The sequence below is a fragment of the Allobosea sp. P1_A7 genome (assembly GCF_056406775.1).
Genome location: NZ_JBFTZN010000019.1, coordinates 1 through 15,377 on the forward strand (window position 1 = coordinate 1; position 15,377 = coordinate 15,377).

The window sequence follows — 15,377 nt, forward strand, 5'->3', positions numbered from 1 at the left end:
CCCCCCTGAAAGCATAGCCAGACTGCGTGAGCCGGATCAGCGCTTCGAGAACTGGAAGCTGCGGCGGGCCTTGGCCTTACCGAACTTCTTACGCTCGACGACGCGCGAGTCGCGGGTCAGGAAGCCTTCCTTCTYGAGCGGACCGCGCAGTTCCGGCTCGTAGAAGGTCAGGGCCTTGGAGATGCCGTGGCGCACAGCGCCGGCCTGGCCGGAGAGACCGCCGCCCTTGACCGTGACGACGACGTCGTACTGGGTCATRCGGTCGACGATCATCAGCGGCTGCTGCAGGATCAGGCGCAGCACCGGACGAGCGAAGTAGACTTCCTGGTCGCGGGTGTTGACCGTGATCTTGCCGGAGCCCGGCTTGATCCAGACGCGGGCGATGGCGTTCTTGCGCTTGCCGGTGGCATAGGCGCGGCCCTGCGCATCGACCTTCTTGACGTGAACGGGAGCGTCGGGCTGAGCCGTCTTGGCGACCTGGCCGAGCTGCTCGAGAGACTGAAGAACCTCAGCCATGATCAGAGCCTCGCATTCTTGCTGTTGAGCGCGGCGACGTCGAGCGCCTCCGGCGACTGGGCGGCGTGGGGGTGCTCAGCGCCCTTGTAGACGCGCAGGTTGCCCAGGATCTGGCGGAACAGCGGGCCGCGCGGGAGCATGCGCTCGACAGCCTTCTCGACGACGCGCTCAGGGAAGCGGCCTTCGAGCAGGAACTTGGCGGAACGCTCCTTGATACCACCCGGAAAGCCGGTGTGGTGGTAGTAGACCTTCTGGTCGCGCTTGCGACCCGTCAGGACCACCTTCTCGGCGTTGATGACGATGATGTTGTCGCCACAGTCGACATGCGGGGTGTAGGCGGCCTTGTGCTTGCCGCGCAGACGCATCGCCACAACGGAGGCGAGACGACCAACGACCAGCCCGGAGGCATCGATCACAACCCACTTCTTCTCGACGTCGGCGGGCTTGAGCGAGACGGTCTTCATCGCGGCACCCTTCGGTTGCTTGAAAAAGGACAAGCCGCCGGAAGGCCGGCGGCGGTGTGGGGCGGTGGATAGGGGCAAGCTGCCGTACTGTCAAGCACCACGATCACGGTCCAAGGCGAAAAATCGCATTGTTTTCAGTGCAATGGCAAAAACGGTATTTAGATACCGCATTCCGTTCCAGCGATCCCGCGAGGTCCGGCAGGGTTATCCCTTTCCCTGCGCTTCTCCCGGCCCTCCGATTCCCCCATGGAGACGGTTCTGCGGCCAGGACCAGCGCTCGAATCCTAGCGCTCCGACGGAATCGAGTAGGTGCCGGTCGCATGGCAGACCATCTCGCTGTCGCCCTGCGAGAACAGCGCGACCTCTCCTACGGCGAGCCGCTTGCCGAGCTTGAGCAGCCTGGCCTCCGCGATCAGCGCCACCGGCCCCGGCTTGCGCAGGAAATTGTAGTTGAGGCTCGTCGTCACAGCGAGGCCGACCGGGCCGATCTGGCCGAGGATCGCGACATAGAGGGCGAGATCAGCCAGCGCCATCATGGTCGGACCGGAGATCGTGCCGCCCGGGCGCAAATGCCGCTCGTGATAGTCGCAGCGCATGCGCGCCGTCAGCGGGCCGACATCTTCGATGAAATAAGTGCGCCCGCCATGATGGAGTTGCGGGAAGACCTGATCGAGATAGGTCTCCACCTCTGAGATCGTCATGCGGGGTGTCATGTGCGGGAAACCGGATGCCAGCGGGAAACTCCTCCCCTTGCAGCATGACGGTTGGGCTCCGACAATAGCCGCGGATGCGAAAGGCCATGCCATGAATGCCCATATCGAGCCCGACACCGCCCCGGTCCTGCTGCGCGCAGACCAGGACGGCATCGCGACACTGACGCTGAACCGTCCGCAGGCGCGCAATCCGCTTGGCGAAGCGATGCTGGACGCGTTGAGCGAGGCTTTCCTGGCCATTGCGGCAGACGATACGGTGCGCGCCGTCGTGCTGACGGCAGCCGGCCCGGTCTTCTCGGCCGGTCACGACCTCAAGGAGATGAGCGCGCATCGCGCCGATCCAGACCGTGGCCGCGCCTATTTCACCGATATCCTTGGCCGCTGCTCGGCCATGATGCAGCAAATCACCGCCCTGCCCCAGCCCGTCATTGCAGCGGTGGAAGGCACGGCGACCGCTGCGGGCTGCCAGCTCGTCGCGACCTGCGATCTCGCCGTCGCCGGCGCGCAGGCGCGGTTCTGCACGCCCGGGGTCCATATCGGGCTGTTCTGCTCGACGCCGATGGTGGYGCTCTCGCGCAACCTCGCGGCGAAGCATGCGCTGGAGATGCTGCTGCTGGGCGAGATGGTCCCGGCCGAGGAGGCCGCCCGGATGGGGCTGGTCAACCGGGTTGTTCCGGCGGGCGCAGCGCTTGCGGAGGCCTTGCGACTGGCGGGCGTGATCGCATCGAAATCGACTGCCACGGTGAAGGTCGGCAAGCGCGCCTTCTACCAGCAGCGCGAGATGGGCCTCGCCGCAGCCTATGATCGCGCATCGGCGGTCATGGTCGAAAACATGCTCGCCCGCGACGCCGAGGAAGGGATCGGCGCCTTCATGGGGAAACGCCAGCCGGTCTGGAGCGGCAACTAGCGGCTCGCGAGCCTCGGCCGGGCCCTCTCCATCGATCCGGAATCAGCGCCGCACGCGGCGACAACCGTGACACGCCGCGTGCAGCTATCCATCAGGCGCCTGTTCACAGGATCGCGGGGAAGTGCTCCGGCATCTCGGTTTGCAGGTGCTCCTTGGCCTCTTCTTCCGGCTGCGGCACGGCTGGCAACTGCAAAACGGTCGCCTTTTGTCCCGTAGACAGGTTCGTCAGCAGAATGACCTGCCCGTCGGGCAGCTCGAGCGCATCGTGATGCGCATAGGGCTTGTCGAGATCGATCTGACGGAAGCGGGCCATCGTCGCTGCCATCTTGCGATGCGGCAGGAAGCCGACCACCCGATCGCACTCGATCTCGCTCGCGAACGCCAGCTCCGTGCCGGGCAGCACGCAGACCGCAACCTCCGGCTGTGCCGAGGTGCAGAACCCGCGCGTGCTCGAATTCGGGAAGCTGGTGGTCGTCAGTTCGTCGCCCACTTTGGCGGGAGTGGACATCACATTGTGCAGGCTATAGTCGTTATCCCCGTCAATCCCGGCCTTGCCGGCCAGACGCTGCTCGGCAAGACGGTCTACGGCTCGTTGAAGGAGATTCCGGTTCCCGTCGACATGGTCGAGATCTTCCGCAATTCGGAAGCCGCCGGGCCGATCGCGGACGAGGCTTTGGCGCTCTCCCCCCTGCCGAAAGTGATCTGGATGCAGTTGTCCGTCCGCAATGACGCGGCCGCCGCCCGCGCCGAGGCCAAGGGCCTCACCGTGATCATGAACCGCTGCCCGAAGATCGAGTATGGCCGGCTCTCCGGCGAGATCGGCTGGCAGGGCATCAACTCGCGCATCATCTCGAACAAGAGGCCGCAACTGGCCGGCAAGGGCTTCCAGAAATTGTCGATCGACCGGCCCGGGACCTGACCGGGCCATCCCCAGGAGAACGGCGATGCGCGAGGAAACGACTACTTGCTGCATCGCCGGGGGCGGCCCCGCCGGGATGATGCTCGGTTTCCTGCTCGCGCGAGCCGGCATCGAGGTCACCGTGCTGGAAAAGCACGCCGATTTCCTGCGGGATTTCCGCGGCGACACGATCCACCCTTCGACGCTCGAGCTGATGCATGAACTCGGATTGCTCGAGGCCTTCCTGAAGCTGCCGCACAGCAAGGAAGACCATATCGTCGCCCGCTTCGGAGACGAAGAGATCACGCTCGCCGATTTCTGCCATTTGCCGGTCAAGGCTCCCTATGTCGCCTTCATGCCGCAATGGGATTTTCTCGACTTCCTGGCGGAACGGGGCCGCGAGCAGCCCTCCTTCCATCTGCGGATGCAGACGAAGGCCGAGGGACTGATCAAACAGAACGGGCTCGTGGCGGGTGTCACGGCCATGGCGCCCGACGGCCCGCTCTCGATCAGGGCCGATCTCGTGGTTGCGGCCGACGGGCGCAGCTCCGATCTGCGCGCGGCGTCTGGCCTCCCGGTGAAAGTGCTCGGCGCGCCGATGGACGTGCTCTGGTTCCGGCTGTCGCGCAGCAAGAGTGATCGCAACCAGACCTTCGGCCAGGTCGCGGGCGGCCGGTTCTTCATCATGCTCAATCGCGGCGACTACTGGCAATGCGCCTTCATCATCCCCAAGGGTTCGCTGGAATCCTTGCAGGTCCGGGGCATGCGGGCCTTCCGGGACGGTGTCGTCGCGCTCTCGCCCTTTCTCAAGGACCGGATAGCGGAGCTGCGCAGCTGGGACGACATCAAGCTGCTCTCGGTCGCGGTCGATCGCCTGACGCGCTGGTGGAAGCCCGGCCTGCTCTGCATCGGCGACGCTGCGCATGCGATGTCCCCGATCGGCGGTGTTGGGATCAATCTGGCGGTGCAGGATGCCGTCGCAACGGCCAACCTGCTGGCAGCGCCGCTCCGCGAGAGGCGGCTGACGGATACCGCGCTCGCAGCCGTGCAGCATCGCCGTGAATTCCCGGCAAAACTCACCCAATCCATGCAGATCGCCATCCAGAACCGGGTGATCACGCCGCTGCTCGCCAGCCGCGGACCGGTGGCGCCGCCGCTGCCGCTGCGCCTCCTGCAGCGCTTCCCGCTGCTGCGCCGCCTGCCGGCACGGCTGATYGGCCTGGGGATCAGGCCGGAGCATATCGGCCCCGCTCTCAGGCCCGTCCGGCCGAATTGACGCCGCACAGAGCGTTCGTTAAATCGAACGAGACCGTTTCACGATCAGAATTTGCAGGGAGCACGCCATGTCAGACCGCTCACCGGGTTTCCATACGCTCGCCATTCATGCCGGTGCAGCGCCTGATGCAGCCACCGGCGCGCGCGCCACGCCGATCTACCAGACGACATCCTTCGTCTTCGACGATGTCGACCACGCCGCATCRCTGTTCGGCCTGCAGGCTTTCGGCAACATCTATACGCGGATCGGCAACCCGACCAACGCAGTGCTCGAGGAGCGCGTCGCCGCGCTCGAGGGCGGCACCGCGGCGCTCGCCGTCGCATCCGGCCACGCCGCCGAGTTCCTCTGCTTCCACGCCCTGCTGCAGCCGGGCGACGAGTTCGTCGCCGCGCGCAAGCTCTATGGCGGTTCGATCAACCAGTTCAACCATTCCTACAAGAATTTCGGCTGGAACGTGATCTGGGCCGATTCCGACGATCTTGAGAGCTTCGCCGCCGCGGTGACCCCGCGCACCAAGGCGATCTTCATCGAGTCGATCGCCAATCCGGGCGGGGTGATCGTCGACATTGCCGGCGTCGCGGCCATCGCCAAGAAGCACAACATTCCGCTCATCGTCGACAACACGATGGCGAGCCCCTACCTGATCCGCCCGTTCGAGCACGGCGCCGACATCATCGTGCATTCCGCCACCAAGTTCCTGGGCGGGCACGGCAACTCGATCGGCGGCCTGATCGTCGATGGCGGCTCGTTCAACTGGGTGGGCGACGAGCGCTACCCGATGCTGTCCAAGCCGCGGCCGGAATATAATGGCATGGTGCTTGGCGAGACCTTCGGCAATTTCGCCTTCGCCATCGCGACCCGCGTGCTCGGCCTGCGCGACATGGGCCCGGCGCTCTCGCCCTTCAATGCCTTCATGATCCTGACGGGCATCGAGACCCTGCCGCTGCGCATGCAGCGCCACTGCGAGAGCGCGCTCGCCGTCGCAAAGCACCTCTCGACGCATCCGGCGGTGGAATGGGTCAGCTATCCCGGCCTGGACGGCGATAAGTATCACGACCTCGCAAAGCGCTACTCGCCGAAGGGAGCGGGCGCGGTCTTCACCATCGGCCTGAAGGGCGGCTACGATGCGGGTGTCAAGCTGGTCTCGAACCTGCAGCTGTTCTCGCATCTCGCCAATATCGGCGATACGCGCTCGCTGGTGATCCACCCCGCCTCGACGACGCATCGCCAGCTCTCGGACGCACAGAAGACCGCGTCGGGCGCCGGACCGGAGGTCGTGCGCCTCTCGATCGGGCTCGAGGACGTGGCGGACCTGATCGGCGATCTCGACCAGGCGCTGATCTAGCATCCGGCAGCGCTCCGACGGGGGCGTCCACCCGGCAAGAGAAACGCAGACCCGGGATCCCTGCCTGAACCATTCCGGCCGGGATCCCGGGTCTCTTTCTTTTGCCGTCCGGGGGACAGCGTTCAGGCGGCGTCAGGCCCGGACAGGATGCGCGGTGCCGGCCCCGCTCCGCGTGACATGTACGACTGTCATCGCCAGCACCATGAAGGCGAGCGCCTGATGGGCGAGCCCCGCCCAGAGCGGGACCACCAGCAGCAGCGTAACGACGCCGAGCGCGGCCTGTGCCAGGGTGAGGCCCGCAATCGCCGTTGCGCGCTTGGCGCTGCCCGACCCAGGCGCCGCGCGGCGCATCGCAACGGCATGCCAGAGCGCGGTCGCCAGCAGCAGATAGGCGCCGATGCGGTGGTTGAACTGCACCAACGCGACGTTATCGACAAAGTTCTCCCAGAGCGGCGTCTGCGCAAACAGCGTCGACGAAGCCGGAGCCAGCCCCCCATCCATCAGTGGCCAGGTGTTGAAGGTGAAGCCCGCACGGGAGCCGGCGACGAGGCCGCCAAGCGCGATCTGGGCGAAGGTGAGCACCAGCAACACCCAGGCGGCCAGGCGGCCCCTCGCCTGTTCGACCCGCCGCAGCGGCGTCAGCCAGGTGGCGAACGCGACAACGGCGGCGAAGAACAGGCCGGCGAAGGTGAGATGAAGCGTCRGCTTGACGGGGGCGACCGCGATCATGCCTGGCTGGAGCCCCGACGCGACCATGATCCAGCCGATCGTGCCCTGCAGGCCAAGCAGCAGCCCCATGCCGAACAGCACGGCGCTCTGGCGCCAGGGCAGGAGCCGGCGGAGGGCGACGACAAGGAAGCCGAGGAGATAGACCAGGCCGATGAAGCGGCCGAGCTGACGGTGCCCCCACTCCCACCAGAAGATGAACTTGAATTCCGACAGCGCCATGCCGGCATTGAGCAGCTGGTATTGCGGGCTGGCGCGATACTTCTCGAATTCAAGCGCCCAGGCGGCGTCGGAGAGCGGCGGGATCGCGCCGGTGACCGGTCGCCATTCGGTGATCGAGAGGCCTGAGCCGGTCAGGCGGGTCGCGCCGCCGACCACGACCATCGCGAAGACGAGTGCCGCGACGATCCAGAGCCAGCGGCGGATGCCTGCGTGGTTGGCGGAGCTGACAGCGCCGCCACGCGGCTGATCGAGAGCAATCGTCACGGGATGGGGACCTCGGGTCGCAAATGTCGCGCTTCACAAGCGTCGTTGGGGGTGACAGATAGACCCGCGCGAAGACGCGAACAACGCCCGCAATGCCGCAGCCGCGCCGGCATGGAGACGAGAGATGACCCAGAGCCACCGCAAGCTGATCGGCACCGTGGTGATCCTGATCTTCGTCTGCGTCTATGCGCTGGTCGCCATGGCACTGGCGCAGGGGCGGATCACGGACGCGCCCAAGCTGGTGCAGACCATCGCCTATATCGCGCTCGGCCTCGCCTGGGTGCTGCCCCTGCTGCCGCTCATCAAGTGGATGGAGCGGAAGGACGGGCCACGCTGACATCCGTCTGAAAATCGGATTACGGTCTTCGGAAAAGCCGTTGCAAACATGGAAGCCTAGATCCCATCGGACCGGATATCCGGTCCTGAGCCTAGGCGACATTCAGCCGCCGCCCCTTGTTCCAAAGCAGGAACGGCAGCCCCGACAGCAGCGCCCGCAGCGCTGCCTCGCTCTGGTGATAGCCGTTCAGCGAGACACGCGGCAGCGCATGCAGATGCCGCTCATGCCGATCGAAGAGATGGCCCGGCCGCGTGGTGACCGCGCTGGTGAAGCCAGCCGCCCTGGCAAGGGCGAATTCACGTTTGCCGGCGGAGCCCGGATCACCAACGGGATAGGCGAAATGGCGCATGGGCAGGCCGAGCTCCTGCTCGAGCCGTGCCTTGCTCTCGACGATCTCGGCTCGGGCAAAATCCTCGGGATGCTTGGCCAGCATCGGGTGGCTCAGCGTATGCGCTCCAATGGTCACGCCGGGCGCGCCGGCGAGCGAGCGCAGTGTCTCCCAGGGCAGGCATTCGCGCTCGACCAGGGCTGCGCTATCGATGCCGGCCTGACGTGCAAGATCGGAAATCGTTGACAGCAGAATCGCTTCCGGCCCTTTGCGCAGACGCCAGTAGAGCGTCTCGAAGGTCAGCTGCTTCTCGCGATCAGATTCGGTGCGGGCCGAGAACCCGCCATCCGGCAAGTCCAGGGTGAAGCGCGGCAGAGCCCGGATCGCCTCCTCCATTTCCAGCCACCAGAGCCGCGCTGTGCGCTCGGCAAAGCCCGTCGTCACGAACAATGTCCAGGGCACGCCATGCTTGGCCAGGACCGGCCAGGCATGATCGAGATTGTCGCGATAGCCGTCGTCGAAGGTCAGCGCCACGAAGAAGCGCTGGGAGAGCGGGCTCTGCAGCCGCGCCACCGCTTCATCGAGCGAGACGATGTCATAGCCCTGAGCCTTGATCAGTGTCAGCGTCTGGTCGAGGAATTCAGGCGTGATCTCCAGCAGACGATTGGGGGCGAAGCCCCGCTCGCGCCAGGGCCGGACATGATGCAGGGTCAAAATCATGCCCGCGCCCTGAGCGAGGTCCTTCGCCCATCGGTCGGCGCCGGTCAGCGCAATCGCCTTGAATGCGGCGGAAAAGGCTTGGTGTCGCAGGCTCATCCGGCTCCGGGAAGCAACCGCTCGCTAATATTGTTCGCCGATGCTTCGGCTGGTCGAAGCCAACCTGGCAGGTTCGTTCACAATAGCGGGTTAAGGACAGCGAGGAATGCCGCCATCCGAGGGTCCAGAGACGATGTCTGCACTTGCCGAACGCGCCGGAACTCCGGCCTCGGCCCTGAACCTGACAGCGGTCAGGAGCAGGGGGGAGCGCGCGCGCCCCTGGCACAGCATCACGATCAGCAGCGACCCTGCCGCCCTGGAAGCCGAGTGGCGCAGCCTGGAAGCGGCGGCCCTGGTAACCCCCTACCAGGCCTATGGCTGGATCAGACCCTTCGTCGAGACGGTCGGGGCAGCCAACGGTACGGAGTTCCGATATGCCGCGCTGCGCGACGCGGCCGGGAGCACCCAGGCCATCCTGCCGCTGGCGCTGACACGGCGTAACGGCGTTCGCTTCGGCGAATTCATCGGCGGCAAGCACGCCAATTATCATATGGGGCTCTATGCCCCGGATTTCGCTGCCGCCCTCGATACGGCCGCGGCGCGTGCCCTGCTTGTCGAGATCGGCACGGCCATTGGAGATCTCGACGCCTTCATCTTCGTCAACCAGCCGAAGGACTGGCAAGGCGTTCCCAACCCGCTCGCGCAGCTTGCCGCTGGACCGAGTCCGAGCGGAGCCTACAAGCTCGCGCTGGAGGGACGAGACTGCGAAGGCTCGCTGCGCCGCTCAATGAGCTCGCATGCCCGCAAGAAGCTGAAGAACAAGCGGAACCGCTTCGCCAGTTTCGGCAGCTCAGTTCTGCTCAGGGCCGAAACCCCGGAGGAAATCGAGCGGGTCGTTTCCGCTTTCCTGAGTCAGAAGGCGGCGCGGTTTGCCAGCATGGGCGTTCCAAACCCCTTCGCGGAGCCCGCCCTGCGTGACTTCCTGCGCCAGGGAGCAAGCCCTGACCGCACTGACAAGCCCGTTCTCGAGCTCTACTCGCTCGATCTCGACGGCCGCTGTGTCGCAACCTATGTCGGCGCCGTGCAGGGCTTGCGTTTCTCAGGCATGGCCACATCCTTCGACATGGACGGCGACCTCGCCAAGTCGAGCCCTGGCGAGATCCTGCTGGTCGACCTGATCAAGCTGAAATGTCGTGCCGGAATCGAGGTCTTCGACCTCGGCGTCGGCGAAGCCCGCTACAAGACGACGGTATGCGACGACCGGGACGAACTCGTCGACACCTTCCTGCCGCTGACGCCGAAGGGGCATGCCTTTGTCCTATTCAGCCGGGCCAAACGTGCCGCGAAGCGCAGGATCAAGAGCTCGCCAGTGGCACTGAAGCTGGCGCAACGCGCCTCGGGCTGGCTGAACCGGAACCGGACACTTGCCACCGATGACGACTGAGCGGCAACGCCTCTCGCCAAATCAGATGCGCAAGGTCTGCGCATCTCGCAGGGCGTGCAGGGCCACCGGGCCCTGACGATCCCGGCCGCCCCCGGCCGGGATCCGCTTCGGCTCAGGCCATCGCCGCATCATGCTCGCGGACGGAGAACGGGACGCCCGCCGTCTCCTCGAGCTTGTCGACGACGAGAGAAACCGGCGCCGTTGTCAAATCGGCGAGCCGATAGGCGGCCTCCATGGCGTGCCCGTTGCCGATGCTGCCCGCCATGACGAAGACACCTTGCGCACGTCCGACCAGCGGTGCGAGCACGGCGCTCTCATCGCCCGAAGTCGCCGAGACCAGGACCCAGTCATAGGTCTCGCAGAGCGCATCGAGCGCCACCTCGACGATATCAGGCGCGGCCAGAACCGCCCTGCGCCCTGCGCGTCCAGCGCTGATGCGATGCAGACGCGAGCCCGGTTCGCGCATGATGATCTCGGAGAACTGGGCCTCGCCGGCAAGAAGCTCGGAGAACCCCAGCTCATCCAGTGCATCATCGTCGCTGGCAAGGTCGACCAGCACGCAACGGGAGTGGCGGGACAGCAGTTCCGCGAGATCCCGTGCCGACATCGCCTCGGGACCGGCCCCGTCGAGCAGCACGGCCAGCGGCGCCATCTCGGCGGGAGGCGCCGCAATCCGCTCCGAAAGCGCTGTGAGGGCCCCTTCGGGATCGGCCGCAGCCAGGGGAACCCGGCCCACCCGGCCGGTATGGGTCAGCAGCCCCGCAACGCGCTCGCGGCGCTCGTCTCCGTCGGACGGATATTGCGCGGCCCCAGCCCCGCCGCCGCCGACCCAGCCCGGCGCACGCCGCGGGCCATTGGAGCCGGGCGATGACCCCGCAGTGCCGTTGAGGAGCTCACGCGAGACCACCATGGCGAGCGCGACGAGGAAGGTCGCGAGCGTCGCAACGAGGATGATCGGGATCTTCTTCGGGAAGGACGGCTCGGTGGGTTCGACGGCGCGCGAAATGATGCGTGCATCGGCCGGGCTGGCGTTCTGGGTGTCGCGCGCTACAGCCTCGCGATAGCGCTGCATATATTGCTCGAGCTGATCGCGCAGGGTGCGTGCCTCGCGCTCCAGCGCGCGCAGCTGCACTTCCTTGTCGTTGGCGCTCGAGACATTCTTCTTCTGCCCCTCGAGGGCGGCCGTGAAACTGTCGACGCGCTGGCCGGAGATGCGTGCCTCGTTCTCCAGGGTGCGAACCGTGCGCTCGGCGGCCGCGCGGATCTGACCCTCCAGATCGGCGAGCTGGGCACTGAGCTCCTTGATGCGCGGATGCCCTGGCAGGAGCGAGCGCGATTCCAGCGCGATCTGGGCACGCAGATTGACGCGCTGCTCGATCAGGCGGCGGACCAGTTCGTTATTGGCAACGTCCGGAATCTCGAAGGTCCGCCCGCTCTTCATCGCATCGCGAATGACGCTGGCCTTGGCCTGGGCCTCGGCCTGTTGACTGCGGGCATTGGAAAGCTGGGTCGAGAGGTCCGCCAATTGCTGTGCGGTGATGGTGGTGTTGTTCGTTCCGACGAGCAGTCCGTTGCGCGAGCGGAAGTCCTCGACCTTGCCCTCTGCCTCGGCAACACGCTTGCGCAGCGGCTCGATCGTGGTCGAGAGCCAGGACGAAGCGCTGCGCGCGGTGTCCTGCTTCGCCGCCTCTAGCATCTCGAGATAGATATTGGCGATCTCGTTGGCCCCACGCGCTGCCAGCGCCGGATCGCGCGACGTGAACTCGATCGCGACGATGCGGGACCGGCCGACCGGGAAGACCAGCAGGCGGTCGTAGARCTGATCGAGCACGCGTTCTTCGGGCGAGCGATCGGCCGGATGCGCTCCCAGCCCGACCAGCACGCCGAGCCGCTTCAGCGCACTCAGCGCGCCGGCGCCCGAATCGAATTCGGGATTGCCGACGAGTCCGATGCGTTTGATCGCCTCGCGGGCGAGGTCACGCGACATGATGACCTGGACCTGGCTCTGCACGCCCTCGCTGTCGAATTGCTGGCTTGTGGCTTCGGCCCCGCCCTGCCCCGGACGGGTATAGAAGCTGTCCCGATTCTCGAGCAGGAGCCGCGCCTCGCCCGTGTAGCGCGGCGTGACCAGATTGACGGCGACGAAGGAGAGGCCGAGCGCCAGCACTGTGGGGCCGAGCACCCAGAGCTTGCGCCGCTTGATGGCGGCCCAGAGCGCGGAAAGATCGAGCATGTCGCCGCGGCTCTCGCCGGCATCCCGCATTCCGTCATCGGATCGAGAGGTCATGACTCACCCATTCACGCAAAACTCGCGCGCCCAGCACAGGACGCAGGGTCAATCAAAGCTGATTAAGGTTATTGGCGAGTTAAGAGGTGGCGGCATCTCCAGCGAGGGGGGCAGCGAGGGAGGTCGTGCTCAACTTTTGTTAACCATAGCCGCCCTAACGTGACGGAAGAATTTGGATGGACTGAATATGCGATGAGTCGATCACTCGCCCCACTGGCCCTGGCGGTCGCACTAGCGACGAGCGCCTGCGCGCCGCGCTATGCAGCGCAGGAACTCGCGGTCGTCGACGTCAATGTGCCCTATCGGCTCGCCAGCGGCGACCGGCTGCGGGTCATCGTCTTCGGTCAGGACAATCTGTCGAACATCTACGCCGTCGACGGTTCCGGGCGCATCTCGATGCCGCTGATCGGCCCCGTCGAGGCCCAGGGCCGCACGACCAGGCAACTCGAGCAGGCGATCGAAGGCAAGCTACGCGGCGGTTTCTTGCGCGAACCCAAGGTTTCGGTCGAGGTGGATACCTACCGCCCGTTCTTCGTCCTGGGCGAAGTCACCAATTCCGGCCAGTTCCCCTTCGTGAACGGCATGACGGTGCAGACCGCGGTCGCCATTGCAGGCGGCTTCACCCCGCGCGGCCAGCGCAACTATGCCGAGGTCACGCGCCAGATCGACGGCCAACTCGTCACCGGGACGGTGCCGATCACCTACCAGGTGCAGCCGGGCGACACGATCGTCATCAAGGAACGCTGGTTCTGAGCGCAAACGAGGTGACGGCCATGGCGGACGCCCCCGGCATGAAGCCGCTGCGCATCCTGCACGTCTTTCGGGCGCCGCTCGGCGGATTGTTTCGCCACGTCCTCGATCTGGCTCGCGGGCAAGTGGAGCGCGGGCATCAGGTCGGCATCTTCTGTGATTCGAATACTGGCGGCGGGCGTGCCGACCAGGTTTTCGCCGAGTTTGGCTCGGATCTCGCGCTTGGCGTCACGCGCGTGCCGATGTCGCGYTACCCGAGCCTCATGGACGCCAAGGCCCAACTGGCGGCCAACGCGACGCGGGCGCGCCTTTCCCCTGACGTCGTGCACGCTCATGGCTCGAAGGGCGGCGTTTATGCGCGCCTGCCTGCGCTGGTTTCACCGCAGCGGCGCTACATCACGGCCTATACGCCGCATGGCGGCAGCTTCAACTACAAGCCCGGCGGCGCCGAGCATCGCATCTATATGTCGGTCGAACGGCTGCTGGAGCGTGCGACGGACATGTTCTGCTTCGAGAGCGCCTTCATCGCAGGGCGGTTCGAAGCCTATATCGGTCACAAGCCGCGCAGCGATTACCGGATTGTCCTGAATGGCATTTCGGAAGCCGAGTTCGAGCCGATCGACCATGCCAAGGCAAGGTTCGACCTCGTCTATCTCGGGGAGCTGCGCTCCGCGAAGGGGGTCGATACGCTGATCGATGCGCTCGCCTTGTTGAAGCGCCGCGACAGCCTCGAGCCGCGCATCCTGATCGTGGGGTCGGGCCCCGACGAGGCCGTGCTGCGGCAGATGACGTTCGACCGCGGCATCGGCAGTCAATGCGTGTTCGAGCCGCCCGGCCCGATTCGCGCCGCGCTGGCACAGGCCCATGTCATGGTGATCCCGTCGCGGGCGGAATCGCTGCCCTATGTCATCCTTGAAGCGGCGGCAGCAGCCCAGCCGCTGATTTCGACGAATGTCGGCGGCATCAAGGAAATCTATGGCCCGGATCACGCGCATCGCCTGATACCGGCCGATGACCCGGCAATCCTGGCCGGGAGCATTCGTTCGATCCTGGCCATGCCCGAACCCGAACGACGAGCACAGGCGACCGATCTGGCACAACATGTCCGCCAGAACTTCTGCCTCAACGCGATGATCGACGGCGTACTGGCAGCATACCGCGTCGCGCTGGCGCGACGCTGTCTCGACGCGTGATGAAACGCAGCCACGTTAGATCGTCGGACAGGAAATCGTATCCAGTCCGATGATCTAACCCTTTGTRTTTGCATCGGCTTTGCCCCGAAAACCGCATTCCACTTTTCGGGCCGATGCTTTAGAGGAACTTCAGGCCGACGACGCCTGCGATGACCAGCGCGATGCCGACCCAGCCGGACAGATAGATCCGCTGCCCGAAGGCAAGGGCTCCAACGATGGYCGTGATCACCAGCCCCGCTCCGCCCCAGACCGCGTAGGCGACCGAAAGGTCCATGCCGCGTATGGCCTGTGCCAGGGCCGCGAAGGCGCCGACGACGAGGACCATCCCGACGGCACCGAGCAATCGCCGCCTCATGCCGTCGGAGAGCTTGAGCAGATAGGTACCGAGGACTTCGAGTATGACCGCAAGCCCAAGCCAGGCAAAGGCAAGCGACTGCGGCTGAAGAAGCATGGTCACGCCAGCCTCCCCTGCTTACCCTCCTCGACACCGTGCCCGACACCGCGCTCGAGCAGCACGATACCGGCGATGATGGCCGCAAGCGCCAGCAGGTGCTCAGGCGTCAGATGCTCGCCGAAGAGAAGATGGCCCGCGGCGGCGATGCCGACGATGCCGAGCCCTTCCCAAACGGCATAGGCAACTGCCATGGGGATGACACGCAGCGCCACGCTGAGCAGCGCGAAGGACAATCCGATCAGAACGAGCGGTAGAGCCGTGATGAGCCACGGCTCAGCGACGACCGACTTCAACGCGGCCGTCGCGACAATCTCGACAGCAATCGCTGCGAGCAGAACCAACCAATGAAAAGACATGATGCACACGGGCGAAGYCGGCGCTTACCGTCGGGAAGCGACGTTAGGCAGCTAAGCAAAGTTAGAGTTTTTACGAACGAGTTTCGAAGACGAAGCCTTGGCAGATTGAACTGCTGGGGTTGCACAGCGACTTGCCCAATT

At 65.6% G+C, this 15,377-nt stretch carries 16 protein-coding genes and 1 pseudogene; 8 read left to right on the forward strand and 9 right to left on the reverse strand.

Translation table 11 applies throughout. From position 1 onward, the window contains the following. Window positions 1-36 precede the first annotated feature (36 nt). The 3 genes from rpsI to AC1D34_RS05215 form a co-directional block, all read right to left on the reverse strand. Window positions 37-516: a 30S ribosomal protein S9 gene (gene rpsI, locus AC1D34_RS05205; protein ID WP_476823655.1), complete on the reverse strand. Its 480-nt coding sequence runs from the start codon at window positions 514-516 to the stop codon at window positions 37-39. A gap of 2 nt (window positions 517-518) precedes the next feature. Continuing rightward, on the reverse strand, window positions 519-980 hold the full coding sequence (rplM, locus tag AC1D34_RS05210) for a 50S ribosomal protein L13 (RefSeq protein WP_113516586.1): 462 nt from the start codon (window positions 978-980) through the stop codon (window positions 519-521). Between the two features lie 284 nt (window positions 981-1,264). Further along, the gene (locus AC1D34_RS05215; RefSeq protein WP_441490934.1) at window positions 1,265-1,681 is read right to left on the reverse strand and encodes a PaaI family thioesterase; all 417 of its coding nucleotides are present in this window, start codon (window positions 1,679-1,681) and stop codon (window positions 1,265-1,267) included. A 103-nt stretch (window positions 1,682-1,784) separates the two neighbouring features. Here AC1D34_RS05215 and AC1D34_RS05220 point away from each other — a divergent pair, with 103 nt between their 5' ends. Continuing rightward, complete coding sequence (locus AC1D34_RS05220) at window positions 1,785-2,600, forward strand: enoyl-CoA hydratase (protein WP_476823656.1); 816 nt, start codon at window positions 1,785-1,787, stop codon at window positions 2,598-2,600. Between the two features lie 103 nt (window positions 2,601-2,703). Here the strand turns inward: AC1D34_RS05220 and AC1D34_RS05225 are convergent, their stop codons facing one another. Beyond that, window positions 2,704-3,108 carry a hypothetical protein gene (locus AC1D34_RS05225; protein WP_476823657.1) on the reverse strand — a complete coding sequence of 135 codons (405 nt, stop codon included), beginning with the start codon at window positions 3,106-3,108 and terminating at the stop codon, window positions 2,704-2,706. Between the two features lie 21 nt (window positions 3,109-3,129). On the opposite strand from AC1D34_RS05225, the pseudogene AC1D34_RS05230 reads away from it, so the two are divergent. The 3 genes and pseudogenes from AC1D34_RS05230 to AC1D34_RS05240 form a co-directional block, all read left to right on the forward strand. Further along, window positions 3,130-3,519 (forward strand): annotated as a pseudogene (locus AC1D34_RS05230) (CoA-binding protein); the annotation flags it as partial. 25 nt (window positions 3,520-3,544) lie between these two features. Then, window positions 3,545-4,774 (forward strand): FAD-dependent oxidoreductase, encoded by a 1,230-nt coding sequence (locus AC1D34_RS05235; RefSeq protein WP_476823658.1) that lies wholly within the window; start codon window positions 3,545-3,547, stop codon window positions 4,772-4,774. A gap of 67 nt (window positions 4,775-4,841) precedes the next feature. Next, window positions 4,842-6,119, forward strand: a complete 1,278-nt coding sequence (locus AC1D34_RS05240) for an O-acetylhomoserine aminocarboxypropyltransferase (protein ID WP_476823659.1) — start codon at window positions 4,842-4,844, stop codon at window positions 6,117-6,119. A 132-nt stretch (window positions 6,120-6,251) separates the two neighbouring features. On the opposite strand, the gene AC1D34_RS05245 is transcribed toward AC1D34_RS05240, so the two are convergent. Then, the gene (locus tag AC1D34_RS05245; RefSeq protein WP_476823660.1) at window positions 6,252-7,331 is read right to left on the reverse strand and encodes a COX15/CtaA family protein; all 1,080 of its coding nucleotides are present in this window, start codon (window positions 7,329-7,331) and stop codon (window positions 6,252-6,254) included. Between the two features lie 124 nt (window positions 7,332-7,455). Here AC1D34_RS05245 and AC1D34_RS05250 point away from each other — a divergent pair, with 124 nt between their 5' ends. Then, complete coding sequence (locus tag AC1D34_RS05250; RefSeq protein ID WP_069881058.1) at window positions 7,456-7,668, forward strand: DUF2842 domain-containing protein; 213 nt, start codon at window positions 7,456-7,458, stop codon at window positions 7,666-7,668. A gap of 91 nt (window positions 7,669-7,759) precedes the next feature. Here the strand turns inward: AC1D34_RS05250 and AC1D34_RS05255 are convergent, their stop codons facing one another. Beyond that, a complete protein-coding gene (locus AC1D34_RS05255) occupies window positions 7,760-8,812 on the reverse strand; it encodes a polysaccharide deacetylase family protein (RefSeq protein ID WP_476776354.1) in 1,053 nt (350 codons plus the stop codon). A gap of 106 nt (window positions 8,813-8,918) precedes the next feature. Here AC1D34_RS05255 and AC1D34_RS05260 point away from each other — a divergent pair, with 106 nt between their 5' ends. After that, on the forward strand, window positions 8,919-10,196 hold the full coding sequence (locus tag AC1D34_RS05260) for a GNAT family N-acetyltransferase (protein WP_476823661.1): 1,278 nt from the start codon (window positions 8,919-8,921) through the stop codon (window positions 10,194-10,196). A 112-nt stretch (window positions 10,197-10,308) separates the two neighbouring features. Here AC1D34_RS05260 and AC1D34_RS05265 read toward each other — a convergent pair whose 3' ends face one another. Next, window positions 10,309-12,483, reverse strand: a complete 2,175-nt coding sequence (locus AC1D34_RS05265) for a GumC family protein (RefSeq protein ID WP_476823662.1) — start codon at window positions 12,481-12,483, stop codon at window positions 10,309-10,311. 192 nt (window positions 12,484-12,675) lie between these two features. Between AC1D34_RS05265 and AC1D34_RS05270 the strand changes: the two genes are divergently transcribed. Next, the gene (locus AC1D34_RS05270) at window positions 12,676-13,236 is read left to right on the forward strand and encodes a polysaccharide biosynthesis/export family protein (protein WP_069881062.1); all 561 of its coding nucleotides are present in this window, start codon (window positions 12,676-12,678) and stop codon (window positions 13,234-13,236) included. Between the two features lie 20 nt (window positions 13,237-13,256). Next, window positions 13,257-14,426 (forward strand): glycosyltransferase family 4 protein, encoded by a 1,170-nt coding sequence (locus tag AC1D34_RS05275; RefSeq protein WP_476823663.1) that lies wholly within the window; start codon window positions 13,257-13,259, stop codon window positions 14,424-14,426. Between the two features lie 118 nt (window positions 14,427-14,544). On the opposite strand, the gene mdtI is transcribed toward AC1D34_RS05275, so the two are convergent. Continuing rightward, entirely contained in the window at window positions 14,545-14,877 is a 333-nt protein-coding gene (gene mdtI, locus AC1D34_RS05280; RefSeq protein WP_476823677.1) for a multidrug/spermidine efflux SMR transporter subunit MdtI, read from the reverse strand. A gap of 2 nt (window positions 14,878-14,879) precedes the next feature. Further along, the gene (locus AC1D34_RS05285) at window positions 14,880-15,236 is read right to left on the reverse strand and encodes a DMT family transporter (protein ID WP_476823664.1); all 357 of its coding nucleotides are present in this window, start codon (window positions 15,234-15,236) and stop codon (window positions 14,880-14,882) included. Window positions 15,237-15,377 lie beyond the last annotated feature (141 nt).